This window comes from Mycobacterium sp. NPDC050853 (assembly GCF_040653875.1).
Classification (GTDB): domain Bacteria; phylum Actinomycetota; class Actinomycetes; order Mycobacteriales; family Mycobacteriaceae; genus Mycobacterium.
Genome location: NZ_JBFAGW010000008.1, coordinates 31962 through 54911, shown reverse-complemented (window position 1 = coordinate 54911; position 22950 = coordinate 31962). Strand labels below are relative to the sequence as shown.

The 22950-nt window shown below is 63.0% G+C and carries 23 protein-coding genes; 15 read left to right on the top strand and 8 right to left on the bottom strand.

Annotation, left to right across the window (positions count from 1 at the left end; translation table 11 throughout):
- The first annotated feature begins 214 nt into the window (after positions 1-214).
- Together AB0H22_RS21645 and AB0H22_RS21640 are read left to right on the top strand one after the other, a co-directional pair.
- Entirely contained in the window at positions 215-589 is a 375-nt protein-coding gene (locus AB0H22_RS21645; RefSeq protein WP_180749519.1) for a hypothetical protein, read from the top strand.
- Between the two features lie 188 nt (positions 590-777).
- On the top strand, positions 778-2037 hold the full coding sequence (locus tag AB0H22_RS21640) for an MFS transporter (RefSeq protein WP_180749518.1): 1260 nt from the start codon (positions 778-780) through the stop codon (positions 2035-2037).
- 27 nt (positions 2038-2064) lie between these two features.
- Here the strand turns inward: AB0H22_RS21640 and AB0H22_RS21635 are convergent, their stop codons facing one another.
- A complete protein-coding gene (locus tag AB0H22_RS21635; protein WP_358148861.1) occupies positions 2065-3096 on the bottom strand; it encodes a crotonase/enoyl-CoA hydratase family protein in 1032 nt (343 codons plus the stop codon).
- A 183-nt stretch (positions 3097-3279) separates the two neighbouring features.
- Here AB0H22_RS21635 and AB0H22_RS21630 point away from each other — a divergent pair, with 183 nt between their 5' ends.
- The gene (locus AB0H22_RS21630) at positions 3280-3879 is read left to right on the top strand and encodes a TetR/AcrR family transcriptional regulator (protein WP_180749516.1); all 600 of its coding nucleotides are present in this window, start codon (positions 3280-3282) and stop codon (positions 3877-3879) included.
- Positions 3880-3939: 60 nt separating this feature from the next.
- Here the strand turns inward: AB0H22_RS21630 and AB0H22_RS21625 are convergent, their stop codons facing one another.
- Positions 3940-5433 carry a PPE domain-containing protein gene (locus tag AB0H22_RS21625; RefSeq protein ID WP_358148859.1) on the bottom strand — a complete coding sequence of 498 codons (1494 nt, stop codon included), beginning with the start codon at positions 5431-5433 and terminating at the stop codon, positions 3940-3942.
- A 502-nt stretch (positions 5434-5935) separates the two neighbouring features.
- On the opposite strand from AB0H22_RS21625, the gene AB0H22_RS21620 reads away from it, so the two are divergent.
- The 5 genes from AB0H22_RS21620 to AB0H22_RS21600 all read left to right on the top strand — a co-directional run bounded on the left by AB0H22_RS21620 (position 5936) and on the right by AB0H22_RS21600 (position 10404).
- Positions 5936-6322, top strand: coding sequence for a DUF2237 domain-containing protein (locus AB0H22_RS21620; RefSeq protein WP_180749514.1), 387 nt, complete (start codon positions 5936-5938; stop codon positions 6320-6322).
- Positions 6323-6381: 59 nt separating this feature from the next.
- Positions 6382-8046, top strand: coding sequence for an ABC-F family ATP-binding cassette domain-containing protein (locus AB0H22_RS21615; protein WP_180749513.1), 1665 nt, complete (start codon positions 6382-6384; stop codon positions 8044-8046).
- Positions 8047-8429: 383 nt separating this feature from the next.
- Positions 8430-9269: an SH3-like domain-containing protein gene (locus tag AB0H22_RS21610; protein ID WP_180749512.1), complete on the top strand. Its 840-nt coding sequence runs from the start codon at positions 8430-8432 to the stop codon at positions 9267-9269.
- A gap of 46 nt (positions 9270-9315) precedes the next feature.
- Positions 9316-10014, top strand: coding sequence for a thiocyanate hydrolase subunit gamma (gene scnC, locus AB0H22_RS21605; protein WP_180749511.1), 699 nt, complete (start codon positions 9316-9318; stop codon positions 10012-10014).
- 18 nt (positions 10015-10032) lie between these two features.
- Complete coding sequence (locus AB0H22_RS21600; protein WP_358148855.1) at positions 10033-10404, top strand: thiocyanate hydrolase; 372 nt, start codon at positions 10033-10035, stop codon at positions 10402-10404.
- A 34-nt stretch (positions 10405-10438) separates the two neighbouring features.
- Here the strand turns inward: AB0H22_RS21600 and AB0H22_RS21595 are convergent, their stop codons facing one another.
- The gene (locus AB0H22_RS21595) at positions 10439-11188 is read right to left on the bottom strand and encodes an enoyl-CoA hydratase-related protein (RefSeq protein ID WP_358148853.1); all 750 of its coding nucleotides are present in this window, start codon (positions 11186-11188) and stop codon (positions 10439-10441) included.
- A 116-nt stretch (positions 11189-11304) separates the two neighbouring features.
- Between AB0H22_RS21595 and AB0H22_RS21590 the strand changes: the two genes are divergently transcribed.
- A complete protein-coding gene (locus tag AB0H22_RS21590; protein WP_358148851.1) occupies positions 11305-11901 on the top strand; it encodes a hypothetical protein in 597 nt (198 codons plus the stop codon).
- A 7-nt stretch (positions 11902-11908) separates the two neighbouring features.
- Here the strand turns inward: AB0H22_RS21590 and ppc are convergent, their stop codons facing one another.
- Both ppc and AB0H22_RS21580 read right to left on the bottom strand, forming a co-directional pair.
- Positions 11909-14698: a phosphoenolpyruvate carboxylase gene (gene ppc, locus AB0H22_RS21585; RefSeq protein WP_358148849.1), complete on the bottom strand. Its 2790-nt coding sequence runs from the start codon at positions 14696-14698 to the stop codon at positions 11909-11911.
- Between the two features lie 269 nt (positions 14699-14967).
- The gene (locus tag AB0H22_RS21580) at positions 14968-15996 is read right to left on the bottom strand and encodes a fused (3R)-hydroxyacyl-ACP dehydratase subunits HadA/HadB (protein WP_358148847.1); all 1029 of its coding nucleotides are present in this window, start codon (positions 15994-15996) and stop codon (positions 14968-14970) included.
- A 340-nt stretch (positions 15997-16336) separates the two neighbouring features.
- Here AB0H22_RS21580 and AB0H22_RS21575 point away from each other — a divergent pair, with 340 nt between their 5' ends.
- The 3 genes from AB0H22_RS21575 (at position 16337) to AB0H22_RS21565 (ending at position 18314) form a co-directional block, all read left to right on the top strand.
- The gene (locus tag AB0H22_RS21575) at positions 16337-16594 is read left to right on the top strand and encodes a hypothetical protein (protein ID WP_358149061.1); all 258 of its coding nucleotides are present in this window, start codon (positions 16337-16339) and stop codon (positions 16592-16594) included.
- 110 nt (positions 16595-16704) lie between these two features.
- On the top strand, positions 16705-17664 hold the full coding sequence (locus AB0H22_RS21570) for a glycoside hydrolase family 6 protein (RefSeq protein WP_358148845.1): 960 nt from the start codon (positions 16705-16707) through the stop codon (positions 17662-17664).
- Between the two features lie 65 nt (positions 17665-17729).
- On the top strand, positions 17730-18314 hold the full coding sequence (locus tag AB0H22_RS21565) for a helix-turn-helix domain-containing protein (RefSeq protein WP_358148843.1): 585 nt from the start codon (positions 17730-17732) through the stop codon (positions 18312-18314).
- On the opposite strand, the gene AB0H22_RS21560 is transcribed toward AB0H22_RS21565, so the two are convergent.
- Positions 18296-19117, bottom strand: a complete 822-nt coding sequence (locus tag AB0H22_RS21560; RefSeq protein WP_255485639.1) for a hypothetical protein — start codon at positions 19115-19117, stop codon at positions 18296-18298. The genes AB0H22_RS21565 and AB0H22_RS21560 overlap by 19 nt on opposite strands.
- Before the next feature lie 207 nt (positions 19118-19324).
- Here AB0H22_RS21560 and AB0H22_RS21555 point away from each other — a divergent pair, with 207 nt between their 5' ends.
- Together AB0H22_RS21555 and AB0H22_RS21550 are read left to right on the top strand one after the other, a co-directional pair.
- Complete coding sequence (locus AB0H22_RS21555; RefSeq protein WP_358148840.1) at positions 19325-20842, top strand: cytochrome P450; 1518 nt, start codon at positions 19325-19327, stop codon at positions 20840-20842.
- 19 nt (positions 20843-20861) lie between these two features.
- Positions 20862-21083, top strand: coding sequence for a ferredoxin (locus AB0H22_RS21550; RefSeq protein WP_180749505.1), 222 nt, complete (start codon positions 20862-20864; stop codon positions 21081-21083).
- 27 nt (positions 21084-21110) lie between these two features.
- On the opposite strand, the gene AB0H22_RS21545 is transcribed toward AB0H22_RS21550, so the two are convergent.
- Both AB0H22_RS21545 and AB0H22_RS21540 read right to left on the bottom strand, forming a co-directional pair.
- A complete protein-coding gene (locus AB0H22_RS21545) occupies positions 21111-21503 on the bottom strand; it encodes a PPOX class F420-dependent oxidoreductase (protein WP_180749504.1) in 393 nt (130 codons plus the stop codon).
- Between the two features lie 11 nt (positions 21504-21514).
- Entirely contained in the window at positions 21515-22129 is a 615-nt protein-coding gene (locus AB0H22_RS21540; RefSeq protein ID WP_358148837.1) for a class I SAM-dependent methyltransferase, read from the bottom strand.
- Positions 22130-22207: 78 nt separating this feature from the next.
- Here AB0H22_RS21540 and AB0H22_RS21535 point away from each other — a divergent pair, with 78 nt between their 5' ends.
- On the top strand, positions 22208-22819 hold the full coding sequence (locus tag AB0H22_RS21535) for a TetR family transcriptional regulator (RefSeq protein ID WP_180749502.1): 612 nt from the start codon (positions 22208-22210) through the stop codon (positions 22817-22819).
- Positions 22820-22950 lie beyond the last annotated feature (131 nt).

The following is a 22950-nucleotide window of genomic DNA, read 5'->3' as shown; positions in this document are numbered from 1 at the left end:
ACTGGTAGCGATCTGAGAACCGGTGTCCTACCCGGCTCTGGCGTGTACGACCGCACTCATACTTCACACCTCACGGGCAGTTCGTCATCTCCCGTGCCATCACCCTCTGCTCTGTATACGAGGGATAGTCTAACCACACAGATGACGAATGTCTACCCCGCCCACTGTAGATTTTAGATAGCGCCAGTTGAAGCAAATGTTCTACGATCCCGATATGCCCCTACGTGACCCCGCGGCCGGTGTTGACGCGATCCTGCGTCACATCGACACAGAAGCCGGTTCCGCCAGCATCGAAGTGACGCTCTACCTGCCCTGGGGTGTGGCGTCTGGAATAACCGTGACCAGCGCGTACTTCGGGCACTACGTCGCCAAGTTCTTCACCAGAAACGATGCCTCTGATGTCGCCGGCCGTATCGGGGCGCTCGAAGCCGAGCGGGACAGCGTCTTTCTTCACCTTCGTAAAGCCCGGTGTTATGTCGCAGGCACCATCGTCGAGCACGACTCGCTGCGCATCCGCCTCTCTGATGTGTCCGCATGGACAGTTACCGGCATCAAGGAACCATCAACAGAGCCGCCGCAGCTCCCCTAAACAGACCCGGTCGCATCCTCGCCGAGGTCAGGCCCGGCCAACTAGCGCTGGACCTAAATTCGGCGACCGGTTGAGGCGGTGCTGCGACGACCGGCATATGGCCCGAAGTGAAACGGTCGGCATCGTCCCAAGCGGCCCTCGTGCTTCACCACTTACAGTGGTCTATCGAAGAACTTCGAGAGGACCGGATGGCTACGGAAGTGCCTGCTACACGCCTGAGGACCGACGTTCGGGTTGTGCAGCCGCGAGCCTTCCTGCCCGTGTTTCTGCTGGCCTACTTCGCCTCCGCGGTTGCGCTGCTGGCCGCTGGTGGGGTGAGCATCCCGCTGCGTCTCGCGGAGCTGGACCCGGGGCACAAAACGCAGGCGCTGTCGTTGACTATGGCTCTCGGCGGTATTGCGATCATCGTGGTGACACCGCCGCTGGGTCATCTCAGCGACACATCGAGATCGCGATTTGGTATCCGCAGGCCGTATCTCGTGGGTGGCACTCTCGTCGGGGCGGTGGGCCTGACGACACTGGCCACAGCGCCGACAGTCGGAGGCGTCGTAGCCGGCTGGTGCATCACCCAGATGGGCTTCGCCGCAACGCTTGTGGTGTTCAACGCACTGTTGGCAGACCAGATATCGGTAGCAATCCGGGCACGTGTTGCGGCAGCGTTCGGCATCTCGACCAGCCTGGCGCCCGTGGTCGGCAGCGTTTTCATCAACGTTCTACCCAACGATCCCCGATGGTGGTTCGGTCTTCCTGCGGTGCTGGCTTTGGTATTCAATGCCGCTGCCGCACTCATCCTGCGCGATACCGTCCGCGCGCAGCGAGTGCCCCTGAGATGGCAAGCGATCCTGGCCAGCTATTGGATAAATCCAAGGAAGCATCAGGATTTCGCATGGGCGTGGATCTGCCGGCTCTTCGTCACAATGTCGGTGCTGTTGGTGACGGTCTACATGCTCTACATCGTGGCCGGCACCCTGGGGTTGTCTGAGCATGAGGCAGCCGCCAAATACGGCGTCATCATCGGTGCATTCTTGATCACCAATATGCTCACAGCGGCGATATCTGCCTGGTGGTCGGACCGAACCGGTCGGCGCAAGGGCATCGTCTGGACCTCGTGCCTGATCACCGCGGTCGGCTTGGTGATCCTGTTGCTGTTCAAAGACTTTCACGCCCTCCTGCTCGGCGCGGCGGTAATCGGAGCAGGGCAGGGCGCCTACGCCGCAGTGGATCTGGCACTGATGACAGAGGTGCTACCTGAGACTGAGTCCTCAGGGAAAGACCTCGGCGTGGTGGCAATGGCATACCTGCTCCCACAACTGCTTGTTCCCATGTTGGCGACGGTGCTGTTCGGACTGCACAACGCCCAAGGAGATTTCAGCGTCCTGTACTTCGCGTCGATGGTCTTATCAGTCCTCGGTGCTCTGGCGGTGCTGCCGATCAAATCCGTGCGATAGCAGAGGACGCCAGGGCGCCGGCCAGTTTCATTGCGGGGCGTTCTTGTCGAACTGTGCCCGCTTGTAGTCCCCGTAGGGCTCGTCGCGTTCACGCACTGCCTCACGGAATCCGGCTGTGGCCGAGCGTAATTGAAAGGCGTAGCCCTCACGCGTGTGTCGCGAGATACCGTCGAAGACCGTGCTGATCATGCCCGAGTTCGCCACCCCCTGCGAGTACAGCGCGGAGTTGAGGGCGAGCTTGGTCATCATCAGCTGATTGACGGGCATCCGGGCGATGCGTTCGACAAGGGCCTCAGTGCGTGCGTCGAGTTCGTCGGCGGGACAGGATTCGACCGCCAAACCCCATTCGGCGGCCTGCTTTCCGCTGATGCAGTCGCCGGTGAACAGCAGTCGTTTGGCGCGCTGGTCGCCAAGCCGGTGTGCCCACATACCGGCGGCGGGGATGCCCCAGGTCCGGGTGGGGGGATAGCCGATCTTGGTGTCGTCGGCGCAGATGATCTGGTCGCTGTAGAGAGCGATGTCGGTACCACCGGCGACGGCGAAGCCGTGCAGCTTGGCGACGGTGGGTTTGTTGGCCTGCATCAGACAGGCGAAGCCCCGATTGAAGCGGCTCATCATGGCGTAGTCGATCATCGGGTCCCACGTTCCCCACGGATTGTGGTTGATCGCGTTGACCACAGGGTCGAGCACGGTGCCGGTGACCTCGTCGGTCTCGTCGCGGGTGTCGAAGCCCTTCTCGGCGAACATGTCCAGGTCGTAGCCGCCGCAGAATCCCTTGCCGCGCCCCGAGACGAGGATGACGTGCACCCGGGGATCGAGGTCGGCGCGTTCGACGGCGTGGACCAGATCGCGCGGGGTGTCCGGGGTGATCGTGTTGCCCTTTTCGGGGCGGTTGAACGTGATCCGTGCAATACGGCCGTCCCGCTCGTAGGTGAGCGTCGGGTAGTCGCGCTCGAAGTCCGGTGCCGGCCGATCCTTCCACGGAGAATCGGGTACCTCGGTCCAGTTCTCGTACCAGGCCGCCGGCCGCGTGCCGGAATGAGAATCGTTGTTCGACAAGTGAATTGCCCCTCTCTAGCGTGCCGGGCGTCAATGTGCCCGTAGCGGTTGGCCAGAAGCAGCATCGCCTACCGGAAGGTTCACAGTCAAGTGTGACTGTGAAATAATTGGAGTGCAGACGTGCGACACTGCACGCGGATTCGGCATAAGAGGCAAGCGGCTAGCGCATTGAGAGGAGACGCGATGACCAGTCGGGAGGAGCAGAAACAGGCGACGCGGGCTCGTATTCTGCATGCTGCAACCGAACTGCTGGTGGCCCGCGGATACTCGGCGTTGACGACGGTGGCAGTCCAGGAAGCCGCCGGGACCAGTCGCGGCGCACTCTTGCACCATTTCCCCACGGCCGCGGACCTCACCCGGGCACTGGTGGCCAACCTCGTCCAATCGAATGAGGCTGCCGCGCGAGCAGCGGCAACTCGGATCGGCGGGAGCGTTGATGCCGTCGACCGGGCCCTGACGGCACTTCTCGAGACGATGACACGACCAGCCGCCCAGGCAGAGTTTGAGCTGTGGGCGGCCGCGCGTACCAACCGTGAGCTCGCCACCGTCCTCGTTGAGGCCGAGCGTCAAGCGGGCCGTGACCTGCGCAGGGTTGTCGACGACCTCTTTGGGTCCGAAGTTGTTGCACACCCACGGTATTCGGTGATCCGTGACCTCAGCATCACCATGCTGCGCGGTCTGGCGTTGTCGCGCTCACTGCGGACCTCGGACCGGTCTGTTCGCGCAACGCTGGGCCACTGGGCGGACACCGTCAGGACATTGCTCACCCTCAGTTCGGCGTAGCGCGTTCGGGCATCGCCGGGTGGCAATAAGGGCGCTGAATTGTGTTGAAGGTCAGTGAATCTAACGGTCGCCGTTCGCGGCGTTCCAGGTTCCCGGCAGCATCGGGGTCGTTCGGTTCTCGGGTGCGTCCGCGGCGAGCGTGGTCAAGCCGACGGCCTCGGTGGCCGCCGATGTGGTGCGGACGCCGGCAAAGCCGAGCCGCCCGGCACCCGTACTTGAGGCGGTCACCGCGACCGGCTCGTCGGGGCCGGCGGGCATGGCGTCGTCCATGGTGGCGTACTCGTGGCGATAGCCGCGATCCTCGGCGGTTCCGCGACGGCGCCTGCGGGTCTTGGACTTTCCTGGATTGCAGGCCAGTGCAGCGGCGGCCGCCACTGCACTGCTCGGTGCATGGGCCACGGCACCAGTGCTCTGTCCCATGGTCGGGCCGAACCCGAATCCGGGACCGTCGCCTCGAATGGCGTACCCCAGGCCCTCGGCTCCCGCCGATGGTGGTGTGGGCGCAGGGGCAGAGCCGGACGTCACCGTGGATGGGGAGGGCGGGGCCGGCGCGGCCGAACTCGCCGTGGGCGCCGGGCCACCACTCATCGCTACCGCGTTCGGTTGGTCGGCAGGCGGATTGACGACGACTGCGGGCTGGTCGACGGGCGGGGCTTCCGGCATCTGCGACAGGCTGGACAAGGTGATGGCAAGCGGGATCGAGATCCCCGCTGCGGGGCCCAAGATTGCGGCGTAGATCGGCGTGCCCATCACGCCAAAGGTTGCGGCGTAGGCGAATACGAAGAACAGCGGCTGCCACGTAACCAAGGCTGCCGCCGGGTTGGTGGAGAAGTCGATGATTATCCGAATGATGGTGCCGACCGGGTCTGTGATCAGTCCCTTCAGCGCGCGATACATGCCCAGGAAGTGTTGGGAGTTCGCTAACAACATCTCAATGGGATCGTTCGGATCAGGCACGATGGGCGGTGGCTTTGTGGCGGCCTGGGCCTCGGCGCGTGCGGTACCAACACTTTCCGGTGTGAGCAGCATCGGTGAGGGAAGGGTTGGCGGTGCTGATGTCAGCGAGATTTCGGAGACGGCCTGATAGGTGCTCATCACGGTAGCCGCTTGGATCCACATCCGGATGTAGTCGGCCTCGTTGACGGCGATCGGAATGGTATTGATACCAAAGAAATTCGTGCCGATCAGCGCGACGTGCGTCGCGTGATTTGCGGCGAGTTCGACAAGGGTAGGCATGGTGGCCAGTGCCTCGGTATAGGCCGTGGCTGCGGTCTCGGTTTGGGCGGCAACTCCGGCGCTGACGGTACTGGTCTGCTGTAACCAGCTCAGGTAGGGCACGTGCACCGCCTGGTATTGCTCGGAGCTGGGGCCGTTCCATGAGCCCGCCCGCACCGAGCCCAGCGTCGTGGTGAGATCGGTTGCTGCCGAGGTGTATTCCATGCTCAGCGAGCGCCAGGCGTTGGCAGCGGCGAGCAGAGGTCCGGGTCCGGGGCCGCTGCTCAACAAGGCCGAATGCACTTCGGGAGGGGCCGCGATCCATACCGGAGCCGTCATGACCCGTTGCCTGCGCCGCTGATCGGACCGACTGTGGGGGAATCGATTTCGCTATTCATCATCTGCCCGGTTTCCAGGGCCCGGCGCGCGGGCGGCCTGGCGTCTCCTCTCCAGTGCTCACTAACCGCTCATGACATTGGGTCAGCCAATGTAGGTTAGCGTAACCTTCCTTCGGCTGGTGGTGTCCCTCATCTGGTCGCTGAGGCCCTCTATATCCATCACGTCCCGCGGACTCAAGATGGATCCCTGGAATTCAAAGACGAAAGCCGCCTACCCGTGGCGACCGGTGCGCGGATTCGAGGGCCGATCGAACGGGGCGGATAGGCTGGCCAGGGTGGACATACAAGCGACCTTTGGAGCGATATGACCAACAAGACGCCACGCGAGGAAGTGATCGAGAAGGAAGAGAAGCGCCGCGAGGAAGAGCGTCGGCGTCTCGAAGCGGAAGAAGAGCGTCGCCTGCGTTAGTGCTGCGAGACCTACGAGGACCGATACTGGGCGCATGTCTGATCGCAATGTGCTCGGCGGCCCGCTGGAACCATGCGGTACCGACCCCCTCACCGGCTACTACCGCGATGGCTGTTGTTCGACGGCGGAAGAAGACCGCGGCCTGCACACGATCTGTGCGGTAGTGACCGCGGAATTTCTGGAGCATCAACGGTTCATCGGCAATGACTTGTCTTCGCCGGCACCGCGCTACCAGTTCCCCGGCCTGGTCCCCGGCGACCGCTGGTGCGTCACCGCGGCGAACTGGCTTCGGGCTCACGACGACGGCCGCGCGGCCCCGGTAGTGTTGGCGGCCACCCACGAACGAACCCTCGACGTTGTTGCTCTGGAGGTGCTGCAGCAGCACGCCATCGACGTACCCGACGACCCGCGTGACCTGTAATCATCGAGGGGTCACCGACTTGCAGACAGGGCGGATCGCGGTGGTGCGACGATGAACCCATGACTGCAACGCTTGTCGCGAAGAATGTGGCCGGCGGATTCGCTCATCGCACCCTCTTCGAGGCGCTCGACCTGACCGTGGCGCCGGGTGACGTAATAGGAGTCGTCGGCGCCAACGGCGCCGGCAAGAGCACACTGCTGCGGATCCTTGCTGGGGATCTCGAGCCGCTTGAGGGTGCCGTCAGCATCGCACCGGCTGACGCGTTTGTCGGGTGGCTGCCGCAGGAGCACGAGCGGGTACCGGGGGAAACCGTCGCCACCTATATCGCGCGCCGTACCGGATGCATCGACGCGACGCGGGCCATGGAAGCGGCGGCCGCGGCGTTGGCAGACCAAAACCAGAGCGCTTCAGGGATTGATCCGGCCGACGCCTACGCGGTCGCGTTTGATCACTGGCTCGCCTCGGGTGCGGCGGATCTCGATGAGCGGTTGCCGGCGGTTCTGGCCGACCTCGGCCTCGGCTCGGATGCGGTGCAAGCCGAATCGACCCTGATGACGGCCTTGTCGGGTGGGCAGGCGGCGCGTGTCGGACTGGCGGCGCTGGTGCTGTCGCGGTTCGACATCGCCCTGCTCGATGAGCCGACCAACGATCTTGACCTCGACGGACTCGCTCGGCTGGAGGACTTCGTCCGTGAACTTCGTGGCGGTGTGGTGCTGGTGAGTCACGATCGCGAGTTTCTCGCCCGCAGCGTCACCCACGTCCTCGAGCTGGACTTGGCCCAGAACACCACCACCGTCTTCGGCGGCGGCTACGAAAGCTATCTGGCAGAGCGCGCGGTTGGTCGACGGCACCGGCGCGAACAATACGAGGAGTTCGCCGATAAGAAGGCAGACCTCGTGGCGCGTGCGCGTACTCAGCGGGAGTGGTCGAGCCAGGGTGTTCGCAACGCGATGCGCAAGGCTCCCGACAACGACAAGATCCGGCGCCGCGCGGCTTCTGAGTCCAGCGAGAAGCAGGCGCAGAAGGTGCGTCAGATGGAGAGCCGGATCGCCCGCCTCGAAGAGGTCGTCGAACCCCGCAAGGAATGGGCCCTCGAGTTCACCATCGGCGCCGCACCCCGGTCGAGTTCGGTCGTTGCGACTCTCGCCAATGCCGTTGTGCAGCAGGGAGAGTTCGTCCTCGGGCCGGTGTCGCTTCAGGTCGATGCGGGTGAGCGGATCGGTATAACGGGCCCCAACGGGGCGGGAAAGTCGACATTGCTGCGCCTGCTACTAGGTCGCCAGCGGCCAGACGAGGGCCGCGCGAGTCTGGGCGCGAATGTCGCCATCGGCGAGATCGACCAGGCGCGTGCGGATTTCACCGGCCCCGGCCGGCTTGTCGATCGCTTCGAGCAGCGGGTGCCGTCATGGTCGACGGCCGATGTTCGAACCCTGCTCGCAAAATTCGGGCTGCGTGCCGACCATGTGGAACGCACGGTTGACGAGCTGTCGCCCGGTGAGCGAACCCGTGCGGGCCTCGCGCTGCTGCAGGCATGCGGCACCAATGTGTTAGTTCTCGATGAGCCGACGAACCATCTGGACCTCGCCGCCATCGAGCAGCTCGAGCAAGCGCTCGAGACCTATGACGGTGCGCTGTTGCTCGTGACGCATGACCGCCGGATGTTGCAGAACGTTCGGTTGGATCGTTCATGGATGGTCGACAACGGACACGTGGCGGAGCTCTGACCGAGAGAGTCGTCCAGCGAGCATGGTTGTGACAAATATTTTGCTGCATGCACGATTCATCAACCATTCCCGTTTGCGGTCCCGAAAAGCGTGCCGCAGCTTCCACGCCGAAGCCAGACACAGTGGAGAATGGTTGTAACCAGTGTTCATTCACCTTTTTCGGGGTCGACAGGCGACCTGGCGGCGTGCGTTGTGCGGCTGCACCCAGTGGACCATCAGCACCAGCACCGACGTCCGTCATGAATTAGCTGAAAGGGATTGTCGACGCTATCGAGAACTGCTAGCGTCCAGGTCTTAGGGAGCTCGGCTTCGCGAGATATTTGAGCCTCGGGATTGGCCTGCGCCTCTGTATCAACGTTCCGTACGACAGCAAGGGGACGTTCATGGGTACCGCAGCCGAGCGGGCGTCACGTCTGGATCTGGTGGCGCGCCTGAAGTCGTCCTATCCGGAAATCGTGGACGCACCGACTCCCGATCTCATCGATCACGCCTACTTCACCGCGTACATGAAGACATCCCATGACGTCGGCGGCGAGCCGGATGCGCCCATCAAGTACGAGAACAAGCAGTACGAGAAGTGGGAGGAATTGACTTACGTCATGTGCGAAGTCCTGGCGTGGCGCGGGATTTGGCTCTCGGAGGAGCGGCGCCGGATCGGGAACGTCGACGTGGGTCGCGCCATCTATCTCGGGCTGCCGTACTACGCGCGCTGGCTGTGGGCGGTCGGCCGGGTCCTGGTGGAGAAGCATCACATCAGCCTGGGTGAGCTGAATGACCGGATGTTGGAGGTCAAGATGCGGTACGCCGGCGGCCTGAATGGCAGGACCCCGGAGGCAAAGCCGAAGTGCGAAGGCGACGGTGCGCAGGTGAAACGCAACGCTCATCACATCGAAGCGGTCGGTAAGGGCGATCCGCAGGTCTATGCCGGGCAGGCCGGTGAGCCCAAATTTCATATCGGCGACCCGGTTGTTGTGCGTGAGGAGCCTGCCCTGTTCTACACCCGCACTCCGGAATACGTCCGGGGCGCTGCGGGCGAGATCGCGGCGATCGCATACGAAACCCCTGCCGCGGAGGATGAGACGTGGGATCACCCGGACGCCAAGACCGAATGGATGTACATCGTGCGGTTCAACCAGTCCGCGCTATGGCACGGCTACACCGGGTCCGCGACCGACACCCTGCAGACCGAGCTTCCTGAGCGCGCACTGGAAGCCGCCCACTAGACCAATCCGTCCCGAGACCGGCACCCGTACCGAGAGGGATCAGCACATGACCGACGATCACGATCACGATCACACGCGGACCGTTGCCCCCATGGTGGACGAGATTACCGACTTCGAAGTCCTGGAGATCGCATTGCGCGAATTGTGCATCGAGAAGGGGATTTTCACCGCCGAGGATCATCGACACTTCACCGAGTTCGCCGAGCAGATCGGTCCCACTCCGGCCGCACGTCTGGTGGCGCGGGCGTGGCTCGACCCGGAATTCAAGGAGCTCGCGCTCACGAAACCGATGGACGCCAGCAAGGAAGTCGGCGTCGATTGGTTGGAACCCACCGGGTGGGGTACACCCAGCGACTTCGTGGCGTTTCAGATACTGGCGAACACACCGACGCTGCACCACGTCATCGTCTGCGCATTGTGTTCCTGTTACCCGCGACCGATCCTGGGGAATTCCCCTGAGTGGTATCGCACACCCAACTATCGTCGCCGCCTCGTTCGTTGGCCGCGCCAGGTGCTCTCCGAATTCGGCCTCAATCTGCCCGACGACGTCGAGGTTCGGGTGGAGGACTCCAACCAGAAACATCGGTTCATGGTGATGCCCGTGCGCCCGGGGGGTACCGAGGGCTGGGATGAAGACCGGTTGGTCGAGATCATCACCCGCGACTGTCTGATCGGTGTTGCCCTGCCCAAGGTCGGTGTCACCACCAACGTCATCGTCGACACGCGTCCAGCCGTCCATCCGTAGCCGACTGAGGGCTGAAACATGACGGAGACAGAGAATTCCGGCTCGATCGAACGAGTTGTCGTTGCGCCCTTGCAGGACATGGTGAAACGCCATCAGGTCTGGCCGGAGATGGCCGCCAAATACGGCGTCGAGAATCCCGTGCCACCGTGGAAGACCAGTTTGGACGGCCTCTGCGATGCCCTCGACCATGCCGCCTGTGGGGCCGACGTCCCCACCTTCGCACAGCGGCGCGACGAGGAGGACGCGCTATCGGCAACCCTCTATTCCAGTCTGCCCTATCCCGAGAGCCAGCTGGTTTCACTCGCGCATTCGCTGGTCGCCCGCGGTATTGTCGACGAGGCCGAGCTTCGACGCCGACTCGCCAGCATCCGAGCCCGGCTGGAAGCCTGAACGCCGTCGGTGAGGCGCCAGGACACGGCCTGAGTTACCGACCCGTCCATTGAGGTGAGCGACGTTCGAAGAACGCCGTGATCCCCTCGGCCATGTCCGCAGACTGAAGCACAGCCCCGAATGCTGTCTCGGTGTGCGTCCACCCGGCATCGTCGGCGTTCGCGAAGGCCTTGTCCATCGCGCGCAGGCTTTCCTGTACGGAGACAGGCGAATTAAGCACTATCCGCTGGGCAAGTGTGATTGCGGAGGACAGCGCGGCTCCGTCTTCGGTCACCTCGTTGACCAGGCCGAGCTGGTAGGCGCGGTCGGCGGTTATCGGATCGCCGGTGAGGAGTATCTGTCGTGCGATGTTCAGTGGCAGCGCTCGCTGCGCTCGAAACAGGCCACCGCAGGTAGCGATGACTCCCCGCCGCACTTCCGGTAATCCGAAGGTTGCCGATGACGACGCCACCACTAGGTCGCAGGCGAGCACCATCTCCATCCCTCCGCCGAGGGCCATTCCCTCGACGGCAGCGATCAGTGGCTTGCGCCGTGAGCGTCGGATCAGGCCGTATTCGCCGCCGCGCTCGGTACGCGGACCCGAGGATTCTGCGAGATCGGTACCAGCACAAAATCCCTCGCGGTACCCCGTCAACACGGCCACCCACAGATCGGCGTCGTCCTCGAACTGATTCAATGCGGCGTCTAGCGCCAGTGTCATCTCCGGATTGATGGCGTTGCGCTTCTCCGGACGGTTCATCTGGATCACGCAGATCTGTTCGTGTCTCTCGATCGTGACAGGCATACTGCCGAGCATGCCTGAACGCCGCACGCGACGCACGTAGATACCGGCTGATTGGTTTGTAAGACGATAAGCGGTTCCCCTTGGGGAAAGCGAGCTTTCCTCAGTGTCGACCTGATGTGGCAACACATCTGGACGAGTTCCTACATGTCAGCGACACTTTGCGGGCCGGTCCGGTGGTGCTTGCGAACTTCCAAAGACGAGTAGAAAAGTACCGCGTGCTAGTTGATTATGATGGGGTGATCTTATCGAATGTATCTGTTGGGCAGCATAGTTGGAGTGCGACCTGTGTTGAGGTCGTTGTAACTGGAGCACTAATTGCAGCGGCAGTCCTAGGAGCGGGTGACGCGCACGCTGAGCCGGCCGCCCTCCCATCGCCTGACCAGTTGACCAAACAGTTGTCGGTGATCTTCGATAACAACGCCAGCAGTGCGCAACGTGCCTCGTATCTTGAAGGCGGCGATGCGGCGCTTCCAGTGGCAAATTCGATTGGGGGGCCGATTGCCGAACACCGTTCGATGGTGTCGTTGCAGGTCGAAAATCCAACGTTCGCAGGCGATCACCTCACCTCGCAACTGAAGATGTCGGTTATGGGCATGGGTTCTCAGCGTCGCCCATTGGACTGGGTCGAGCGGGGCGGAGTGTGGAAGTTATCGAACGGATCTCTCTGCGACATCTTCAACGAAACTGCCAGAGGCAACAGTTGTCCGCTGTGACAGAGACCTATCCGCTGTTCCGCAGCGCGGAGGCCAGACCGCTCATCGTGAGCAGTATGCCGCGCTGAACCAACTCGGCCTGGTCGCCGGAGCGGTATCGCCGAAGCAGCTCAACCTGAAGGTGATTGAGTGGCTCAAGGTAGGGAAAGCGGTTGAACACCGAACGTGCCAGCGCCGGGTTGTCGGCAAGCAGATCGTCATGTCCGGTGATCAGTTGATGCATGGCGATGGTTCTGTTGTGTTCGGCCACGATCTTGTCGAAAACTCGATGCCGTAGGGCCTCGTCATCGACGAGTTCGGCATAGCGCGCGGCCAACCCCATGTCGGACTTGGCCAACACCTGGGCCATGTTGGACAGCACCGTTCGGAAGAACGGCCACTGAATGTAGAGCCGCTGCAATACCTCCAGCCGCCCGTCACCCTCCCCGATCCACTGCTCGAAGGCCGACCCGGTGCCGTACCAGCCGGGCAGCATGACCCGCGACTGGCTCCAGGCCAACACCCACGGGATGGCGCGCAGGTCGGCGATCGAGGTCGTGGGCTTGCGTGAGGTGGGCCGACTGCCGATATTGAGCGCCCCGATCTCGCTGACGGGCGTCGAAGCCTTGAAATACTCTACGAAGCCGGGTGTTTCGTGCACGAGCTCGCCATAGGCGCGCTGTGCCCGAGCGGCCAGATCGTCGAGTATCTCGTAGGCCGTGGTAGCTGCCTCGCCTAGACCCTCGACGTCGAGCAGCGTCGACTCCAAGGTCGCCGCCAGCAGTGTCTCCAAGTTGCGATGCGCAGTTCGCGGTTCGGCGTACTTGGCCGCGATCACCTCGCCCTGTTCGGTGATACGAAGCGATCCTGATACCGCTCCCGGTGGCTGAGCCAGGATCGCGTCGTAGCTCGGACCGCCGCCGCGGCCCACAGTTCCGCCCCGACCGTGGAAGAGTCGCAGACGAATACCGGTCTTGCGCGCCGACTCCACCAGATCCAATTCGGCACGGTAGAGCGCCCAGTTGGCGGCCAGGTAGCCGCCGTCCTTGTTGGAATCGGAGTAACCGAGCATCACCTCTTGGCGCTCACCGCGGGAGGAGACCAGTGCGCGATACAACGGAAGTTCCAGTGCGGCTTCGAGAATCGTTGACCCGCGCTGCAGATCATCAATGGTCTCGAACAGCGGCACAATGCCCACTGGGCACCTCGGCTGCGGACATGACGCATCCAGTAGGCCCGCCTCTTTGAGCAGTATCGCCGCTTCCAACATATCCGAAACCGATTGACACATCGAGATGATGTAGTTGGGGACCGCTCCTGGGCCATAGGTCTGGACGGCCCGCGCGGCGGCGGAGACGATGTCGAGTTCCTTGCGGGCTAGCTCGGAGAGCTCCGCACCCTCGCCGACCAGCGGGCGGCGAGTGCGCAGCTCGGCGACCAGCACCTCGATACGTTCCGATTCGGGCAGCGAGCGATAGTCGGCATGAACGCCGGCCCACGACAGTAGTTCGGCCACCACTTCTTCATGGATATCGGAGTTCTGCCGCATATCCAGTCCGCTGAGATGAAACCCGAAGACATGCACTGCTTCTCGAAACCCGCGCAGACGATCGTCGGCCAACACCACGCTGCCGTGCGCCCGCAACGAAGCGTCGACGACGTCAAGGTCATCAAGGAGTTCGTGCGGCGTGAGATATGGACTAAGGCCCAGGTCCAGATCATGCTCCGGCATATCGTCAAGGATCTGGGCAGCCGTCGCGGTGAGCCGCGCATGAATCGTGCGCAGAGCGCGGCGATAGGGCTCATCGGCTCGGGCGGTCTCTCCGCCCTGTTCGGCTAACGCGGTCAGGTCGTCAGAGACGGTGACCAGTCGGGCCGATAGAGAGAGCTCCTGTTCCAGCGCCACCAACTGTTCGAAGTAGTAGGAGATCGCCGTTCGTGCGGCACTGCTCGTCGCCAGGTGCACCACCTCGGCGGTCACGTTCGGATTTCCGTCCCGGTCGCCGCCGATCCACGAGCCGGGTCGCAGAATCGGCTCGGCGAGCAATTGAGCGTCCGGCCAGCGATGATGTAACGCCGTCCGGACCTCGGCATTGATACTCGGTATTACCTCGAAGAACGCCGCCGGGTAGTACCGAAGACCCACAGCGATCTCATCTTGAATCTTCAATCGGGACAACCGAATCAGGGCTGTCTGCCACAGCGTGAGGATGTGTCGGCTGAGCTCGCTCTCGATGTCGCGACCGGTTTCGGTTTGAGACAATCCGTGCATCCGGAGCCGCATGAGCTCGGTCACCCGATGCTGTGTTTCGAACACGGTACGCCGGCGGGTCTCCGTCGGGTGCGCGGTGATCACCGGGGATACCAGGGCGCCGGCGAGCAGGTTCGCGACAGAATATGAATCTAGCTGTGCTGCATCGAGTTTGAGGTAGGTGGCAGCGAGCGTACTGTTCTGCGGTGCAGCGTCGGCGGCGACGTGAACCGCCCGTCGGCGCTCCCGATGAATGTCTTCTGCGACATTGGCCAACAGCGCGAAATGGGTGAAGGCCCGCACGACCGGGATGGCCTTGTGGATATCGATGCCGTCGAACAGCTTTGCCAGCTCGGCGCGTTCGATCTCTGATCGGCGTACCTTGAATGACTCCACGCGAGCCCGCTCGACGAGTTCGAACACCTCGTCGCCGGACTGCTCACGTATGGTGCGCCCCAGGATCGATCCCAGTAGTCGAATGTCTTCACGCATCGGCTCGGTGGCCTCACGGCCTACCTGCGTTCGGGTAACCGCGCCGATCGGTGCAAGTTCCGCAATCTCGGCCATAGTGCCGAGTATCCGTGGCGAGAATGCTATCTGCACGCCAAGCGCCAGGTTTATGGCGCCACCAGGCATTTTGGCTAACGATACGGTGATTTTCGAGAGCACCTCGTCAGAACCCACTCCGGAGCTAGCCGACGGTCGCGCAGACGGAGCCGGTCCGTCGTGACAGACCGCGGCGATGAGATGACCCTCGCCATGCTGGTCCGAACCGAGATGACCGCAGCATCATCACGGAACGGGTCCTCGTGACCGGCGTCGGCTAGGCCGCGACGTCAGCTGAAGCGGACGTTCAACGTCGCCAGGCCGAAGATCTTCTTCCCACTGGACTTCGCCGCGACCACGATGACACCGGTGCGGGTCTCCGGATCCAGCGACTTGATCTTGCCGCTGAACTCGATATCCGCGCCCTCGGCGGCCGACACGATCGCCGGCGCGGATAGCCGCGCCGCGTAACGGGTAACCGCACCGGGGTCGCCCGACCATGCGGAGGCGAATCCGGCACCCAAACCCATGGTGAGCATTCCGTGGGCGATCACATCGGGCAGACCGGCCAGCTTGGCGATTTCCTCGTCCCAGTGAATCGGGTTGGCATCGCCTGCCACGCCGGCGTAGTTCACCAGATCGCCGCGAGACAGCCGTGTGTGGTGCACCGGTAATTCGTCGCCGACCTTCACCTCGTCGAAGGACGGCGTACCCGGTTTGCGGGTCGTGTCCTCGGCGATCCGGAACTCGCCCTCGGGGCGCACCGTCTTCTGGTAGTCGGCCTCGGATAAGCCGATACCGGAGAAGTCCACGTCGTGCATCATGGCCCTCTGCACGGCCGCCATCGTCCCCGGATTGATGTCGTCGGCGGTGACGCCGACGACGGTGGTGTGCAGGGTGTGCACCCGTTCGCCAGCGGTGTCGGTGAACGTGTTGGTCACCGTGATGAGGTCTCTGCCGGCCATCCTGCGCACGGATGTCAGTTCGACATCGATGTGCAGTTCGTCACCGGCCACGATCGGGCGGTGCTGCTCGAAGACTTCTTCGGTCTGCAGGTAGGTGTCGTAACCGACGACCACGGACTCGAACATGCGGCGATTGCAGGCCATGGCCGGGGTCGACGTGAACGTCAGTGGCGCCACCAGACCCGAGTAGCCCAACTCTGCTGCTGCGGCGGCATCCCAGTGCACGGGGTGATAGTCCTGCACCGCACGGGCGTACTCGCGCACCTTCTCACGGCCGACCAGATAGGGGCCGTCCATCTGGTAGTAGTGGCCGACGCGCGCCTCGAGTGCCGACGCTTCTGCGGGTGCAGTCATGGGTGTACTCAACTTTTCTATCGGTCTGTTCGCTGATGCCGACGAAAGCACAGTAGCGCGCGGAGGTCGTAGTCCGGGTATCTCAACGTCCATCCCCTCGTCCCCCGCATGTGGTTCACGTGGGAGACGATGACGACCATTTTCAAAGGCGGCGATAGTCACTTCGATCGATATGTCCGACTTACATTCCGCAGAGGCATGCGGTTGTAAAGTGAAATGCGTGCTTTTAAGCATTTGAGAGGCGGAAATTAGGCGGATACTCACCGCCGCCTCCGCCGCCAGTAACTGCTGAGAAGCCGTGGTCAGAGGTTGTGCCCGTAGGAAGAAGGGAGGGCGCGCTATGACAGCCAATATTCGAGGCGCCGTTGCAGTGGCCTTTGTTGTAGCAATCGCAGGTGCCTACCAAGTCTCGATTCCCGATATGTATACGACGCACGAAAATCGCGCGAGCTGCGAGAGGGTCAACGTCTTCGGTGATTGCGAGCAGGACCCGCCCAGTCAGCAGGACGGCGGAGATAGCTGCGTGCTCGTCAATGCTTTGGGTGCTTGTGAGAGCCAGCAGGAAGTGGATGACCCGCCACACACAATGGACAGGTAGCCGCAGGAGAGTTGCCCGCCTTTGGGCGCATAGCGGCGGGCGGGGTGTGATTTTTGGGGTGCGTCATGGGGTGGCTGGCGATCATGGCGTGCAGCCGCTACTTTTCTGAGGTGATTTCTTCAGCTGTCGGTGCAGTCGGGCGGCGGATCGTCCCCTTCCTGGTCGTTGCGTGCATGGGTCTCTTTGTCGGCCCGGTGGCCAAGGCGGATAACCCGCTGGACGGTCAGGGGTTCTACGTCAACCCGAACTCGGCGGCCATGCGCGCCGCGCAGGGTGCGCCACAGAGCCCCGAACTGACGACCATCGCCAACACGCCGCAGGCGTACTGGATGGACAACGTGTCGACTCCCGGTGTGGACGCGAAGTACATCAGTGCGGCCCAGGCCTCCGGTGCTACGCCGGTGCTGGCTCTGTACGCAATCCCGCACCGCGACTGCGGCAGTTTCGCCGCCGGCGGGTTCGGATCGGGTGATGCGTATCGAGGGTGGATCGACGGCGTTGCATCCGCCGTGGGTTCCGGTCCGGCGGTGATCATCCTCGAACCCGACGCGCTTGCGATGGCCGATTGTCTGTCAGCCGGCCAACGCCAGGAACGCTTCGAATTGATGCGCTACGCCGTCGACACGCTGACCCGCAATCCGGCCACTGCGCTTTACGTCGACGGTGGCCACTCGCGCTGGGCAAGCGCCGACACCATGGCTGCCAGGCTCAACGACGTCGGCGTGGGCAAGGCCCGAGGGTTCAGTCTCAATACCGCGAACTTCTTCACCACCGACGAGGAAATCGGTTACGGCGATGCGATTTCGGGGATGACGAACGGCGCGCATTACGTGATCGATACCTCGCGTAACGGCGCCGGACCGACCAACGACCAGCTCTACTGGTGCAATCCCAGCGGCCGGGCGCTGGGTACCCCGCCCACCACGGCCACCGCGAGCCCGAACGTCGACGCCTACCTGTGGGTCAAGCGCCCCGGTGAATCGGACGGGAGCTGCGACCGCGGGGATCCTCGGGCTGGCGCCTTCGTGAACCAGTTCGCGATCGATCTGGCCCGCAACGCGGGTCGGTAAGGAGCCGGACGCTGTCGCTCTTAGACAGATTTGATCACCAGATCGTCTCTCTATTGCTTACAGAGATGGACGATCCGGTCGATGCTCGCGTCCTCGATGCCGCTGCTGAATTGATTGGCCGCGACGGCGAGCAGGGTGTGACCATGCGCGCGATTGCCGCGCATTCGGAGGTCAGTCGCGCCACCGTCTTCCGGCGATTCGGAACGAAGAACGTTGTCGTCAACAGAGTGATCCTGCGCGAACTCCGAAAGTTCGTGCTGGGCACGCTCGCAGCCATCGATGAGGGTGTCGGTCCCGCCGCTGCCATCGCAGAGCTGCTTACCCACGCTATCCAGTTCTCGCGTGTGAACCCGGCCTTTCGCCGACTGGTGGCGGACGATCCGCAACGGCTGGTGAACTTTTCGAGGTCGAGCGAGCTGGGTGCCATGGATTTGGCGCGTGCGCTCGTTGCGACCGTCCTCGTCACCTCCGAACCGGGATCCGCGCTGCCGATCGATGCGATTCACCTCGCCGACATCGTCTGTCATCTGGCCATCGCGTATGCGCTGGTGCCGGATTCGAGCATGGACGTGGAAGATACCGTCGAGTTCCAACAGGTGTTTCTCCGATTAGTCGGACCCGCGCTGGGTGCTCACCGCGATACCGACTGAGCCTGCGCGGCTGTAACGGGAGTCTCGTGGGTCGTCGAGGTGATCCGGTGCTGCCGAGCCGATCGCGAATAGATGCACAGAAGCGGTAGCGCGGCGTTGGTGATGGTGACGGCGATCCCCAACAGGAGAAGCGTGGAACGGGATGCGCCGGTGTTGAGCGCCAGGTACATCGGCCAGGTGGCAATGAATGCCTGGAGACCAAATGCGATGGGGACCAAGGGGATAAGCAGCAGTCGTTGCCTTCCCGCGAGATGCGGCATCGCGATCAGCACGGCCCATCCGCCGACGACGGCGAGTGCCCCGTTCTGGATCAGCACGTACAGGGGTAGTCCGAGCACCAGCGTGGGATTGTCGCCGTAGTAGGTCATCACGTCAAAGTGGATGGCGGTCATCTCCATAGCGGCATCGAAGAGGCTGAAGACCACGATGATGACCAACAGGCGCGCCACACCCAGCCCGGTGACCAAGAACCGGTAGGCGTAGTAGACGGCGGTCGCGAAGAACATGGATTCGCCGACGAAGACGTATAGCGGGATGTGTCGTCCGAATAGTTCGAACACTAAGAGCGGAGTGTTCAACGGGTAGAACGTCGCACCGAGGATGTCGCCGAAGGGTTCCAGGAATCCGCACAGGGCGCCGCCGGTCATCAGGATCAGCGGCAGCCAGTCCTTGGAGCGAACGCCCAGTCGCACCGCCCACGCGAACGTTGCGACGAACGAGACCACGGTGAACGCGAGAAATCCCCACGATGCCGCGACATTTGCGGTCATCTCGATGGGGATCGGCGGGTGCTGGAACTGCATGTTTCTCTCCTGAAGTCGGCGACAATAACGCCTCCGTGGCGCTTTGAGGTGCTCTGTGAGATGAACCAATGGGAAAAGTCGCATGCGACCTTCTATTGGTGATAGTCTCATTTGAGACTTTAGATAGTCAAGAGTCGCATCAACGCTCTATCGAGTAGCGGCGGGCAGATCTGTCGCAGACAACGGAGGCACACGATGGCGCAGCCGATGACGAGCACGTTTGGAGACGAGCAGGAGGCAGGCCGGCTTGACGTCGACAGCGATGAGGTTGGCCGGTGGGCGACGGCCCGGCGCAGTGTTCTTGGTGCATTGCGCGAAGACCCGTTCTGGCCGACTCGACGCCCGCTGCGTGTGGCGTCGAGCATCGTCAACGGCTCTGGACGTCCCGGCCCGATACCACCGGGACCGAAGGGGCTGCCCGTCATCGGGTCGTGGATTCCGTACTACCGCAACCCATATGAGTTCCTGCGAACCAGTGCCGCGAAGTATGGGGACGTGTTTCGCGTGCCACTACCGCTGCATGACCTGGTTGTGGTCAGTCACCCGGATGATGTTTCGTACTTCATGGACAGCACCACCGGGAACTACAGCATGTTCGGAACCACGCAAGGGCTGTTTCGGCAGATCGGCCGGTCGGTACCGACTTTGGAGGGCGAAGCGTCCAAAGAACGCCGTCGGATGCTGTTGCCGATGTTCGGTCGCCGCCACCTGTCGCGGGTCGCCGACACGCTCGTCGAGGAGTTCGTCAGCAGGATCGATCGCTGGTCGGTGTGGGCCGGAACCGGTCAGTATGTCGACCTGCAGCACCAGATCGCTCGGGTGACGCTCCCGACCTTTCTCCGCACGATGTTCTCCACCTCGATATCGGACGAAGAGATCGAGCAGATTGATACGGACATACGCGCCACGATGCGCCTCGGCGCCACCTATCTGCTGCTGAGCCCGCCGCCCAATCTGATCCCCTTCCCCGGAGTCGAGAGTGCGCCGCGTTCTCTGCTCCGTCTGGTGATGCAGATGAAGCGAATTATCCGGCGTCGCAGGGAGAACCCCGTCGACAAGCCGGACTTGTTGAGCATCCTGTTGGAGGCGCGCTATGACGATGACTCGGCGCTCAGTGAACGAGACCTGATTGCCGAGCTCATCGTTCTCATCGCGGGTGGATACGAGACGATCGTTGCGGCACTGTCCTGGACACTGGCCCTGCTGCTGCGTAACCCGGAACATCTCGAACGCGTGTACGGCGAAGTCGATGCGTTGAAGGGTGCGCCCCCGGGTGTGGCCGATCTGCCGAATCTGAGCTGGCTCAAAGCCTGTTTCGACGAGGGGCAACGCCTCCAGGGTGCACCGTTGAACTGGCGATTTGCCATGCAGGAGGACGAGATCGGGGGATACGGCATACCGCGGGGCACCTTCGTGGCCACCTCGCTGTATGTCGTACACCGCGACCCTCGGTGGTGGGGTGACGATGCGGACCGATACGACCCCAGGCGATTCGCAGACCCTGCGCGGGCGCGGTCGCGGCCACGGCTCGCCTTCATGCCATTCGGGTCAGGTCCACATCACTGTGTGGGCACCGGTATGGCGTACATGAATGCACAGTTCCTGCTGTCGATCATCTTTCAGCGCTACCGGCTGAGCGCCCCCGTCGGATGGAATCCGGAGCACAGGTTCGCCTTCTCGACCGTCATCAAGGGCGGGCTCCCGGTGACGATCACCCGGATATGACGAAAATCTGTGCGCACCAATGACTCTCATCTCAATTGACCAGGATATGTGCATGTCCTCGGAGTACTGTGTCCGTTCGAATCCGGAGCTGTTCTCCGTGGACGCCGACGGAGTGGCCCAACTCGCCGGCGGCGGTGCCGGTCCCGCCGAGCTAGCGGAGGCACACCGGGATGCGGCAGTCGCGGCCGCCGGAGTGTGCCCGGCCGGGGCAATCGAGATATCGAACCGCGAGACGGCTTAACCGGCAACGGAATACCCCGCGTATCCGTCAGACCGTTCTGGCGCGCGTCTCCGGATGATCGATTCCCCACGAGATGATCCGGTGGGGCGTGATGCGGATGACGTCACCGCTCAGCCCGCCATCTGTGCTGCCCTGACCCGGCAGCACCTCGGCCGTTCCCCGGATCTCCACGCCCCGCGCCCGGGGCGGCGTCACAGAGGTCACCTCGTCCACGATGAACGCCACCCGTGGGTTGTTGATCACGTTGCGCCACTTTTGCGTTGACGCGAGTGCGTGACCAACGATATCGATCGACCCCTCGCCTGGGCCGAGGTGCACGCCCACCGGCCTGATCTGTGGATCACCATCGGGGCCTATTGTGCACAGGCGACCGATGGGCTGTTGGCGCAGGAATTCTTGTTCACCTGGGGTGAAGGCCATGACCGGGTCCCTCAGGCCTTGTGGGCGATCACGAGATGTCCGGGCAACTGCACGCTCGCCGGGCCGGCTCCCGCCTGCAGACGTGCGGGGCGGATGTCCTCGACCCGCCAGTGCTTCGAGACCACTTCGCGCAGTTGGTCTTCGGTGAACTGAGTGGGTGCTGGCCCGGCGTGGTCCGGGAACGCACCGGTACCGAAGGCCAGGATGTAGAACGAGGCGCCCGGTGCCGCCGCGCGATGTACCGATTGCAGGTATCCGTCCCGCAGCTCCGCGGGCAGCGCATGCAATAGGCCGCTGTCGAAGATGGTGGAGAAACGACCGTCATGGCCGGTGAACGAGCTGATGTCGGCCTGCTGAAACGTGGCGGTGGGCAAACCGCGTTCGGCGGCGGCGGCCGTGGCGGCCTCGACCGCGGTGGGTGTCAGGTCGATCCCGACGACGGTGTGTCCACGTGCGGCCAGCGCGAGTGCCAGTTCGGCGTATCCGCAGCCGGCATCCAGCACTTCGCCGCGCACGACCCCGGCTTGGTCGATGAGTGCGGCGTATTCGGGTTGCGGCTCACCGATGTTCCATGCGGGCTTGTCTTCTTCCCGGTAGGCGCCATCCCAGTCGATCACGTGCGTCATCTGTTCGTCCCTTCTCGTCGGTACTATTGACACAATAACTCAACGCTTGTCTACTTTTATTCCTGCGAGGATGTCCACATGCCTTCACCAGCACCCGAACGCAAGGGACAGCGGACGCGACAACGAATCCTGTCGGCCGCCCGGCGGGTGTTCGCCGAGGTCGGGTACGAGAAGGCCACCATTAGGGGTATCGCGGCCGCGGCCGACGTAGACAAGTCGTCGGTCATCCAGTACTTCGGGACCAAGAGCAACCTCTTCCGCGAGGCCGTCCACTGGACGATCCCGGTGGCGGAGCTGACGGTGACGGACCCGGCGGAAACGGCTGAGAACTACCTCCGAGGGCTGCTTTCGGGATGGGCCGCAGAGCCGAACGGCCCGATGGCGGTTCTGCTCCGCAACAGCATGACCAGCGAGGATGCGTTGGAACTGTTGCGCGAACAGGTCACCGACCATGCGGTGAGTTCGGTGGCGGCCACCATTGACGAGCCTGACGCGCGGCTGCGAGCGGCGCTGTTGAGCGCCATGTTGATGGGGATCGCCAGTCAGCGCTATCTCCTGCGTCTGCCCGATCTGGCGGCCGCCAGCGACGACGAGATTGTTGCGCTGACGGTGCCGCTGCTGACGGCTCTCATCTCGCCCGGAAGCGCCGCCGGAAGTACGACAATTTTGGGTGAGCCCGAGACCAGTTAGCGGGCCCGATTCGCTGACTTTTTTGTTACCAAACCGTGGGGAATGCGTGACCGAAACGGCAAGCGCGCCCGCTACTTCGGGTGTTGATGCGTCCTTACGATCACATCATTCATGACGAAGTGGTCATCCCA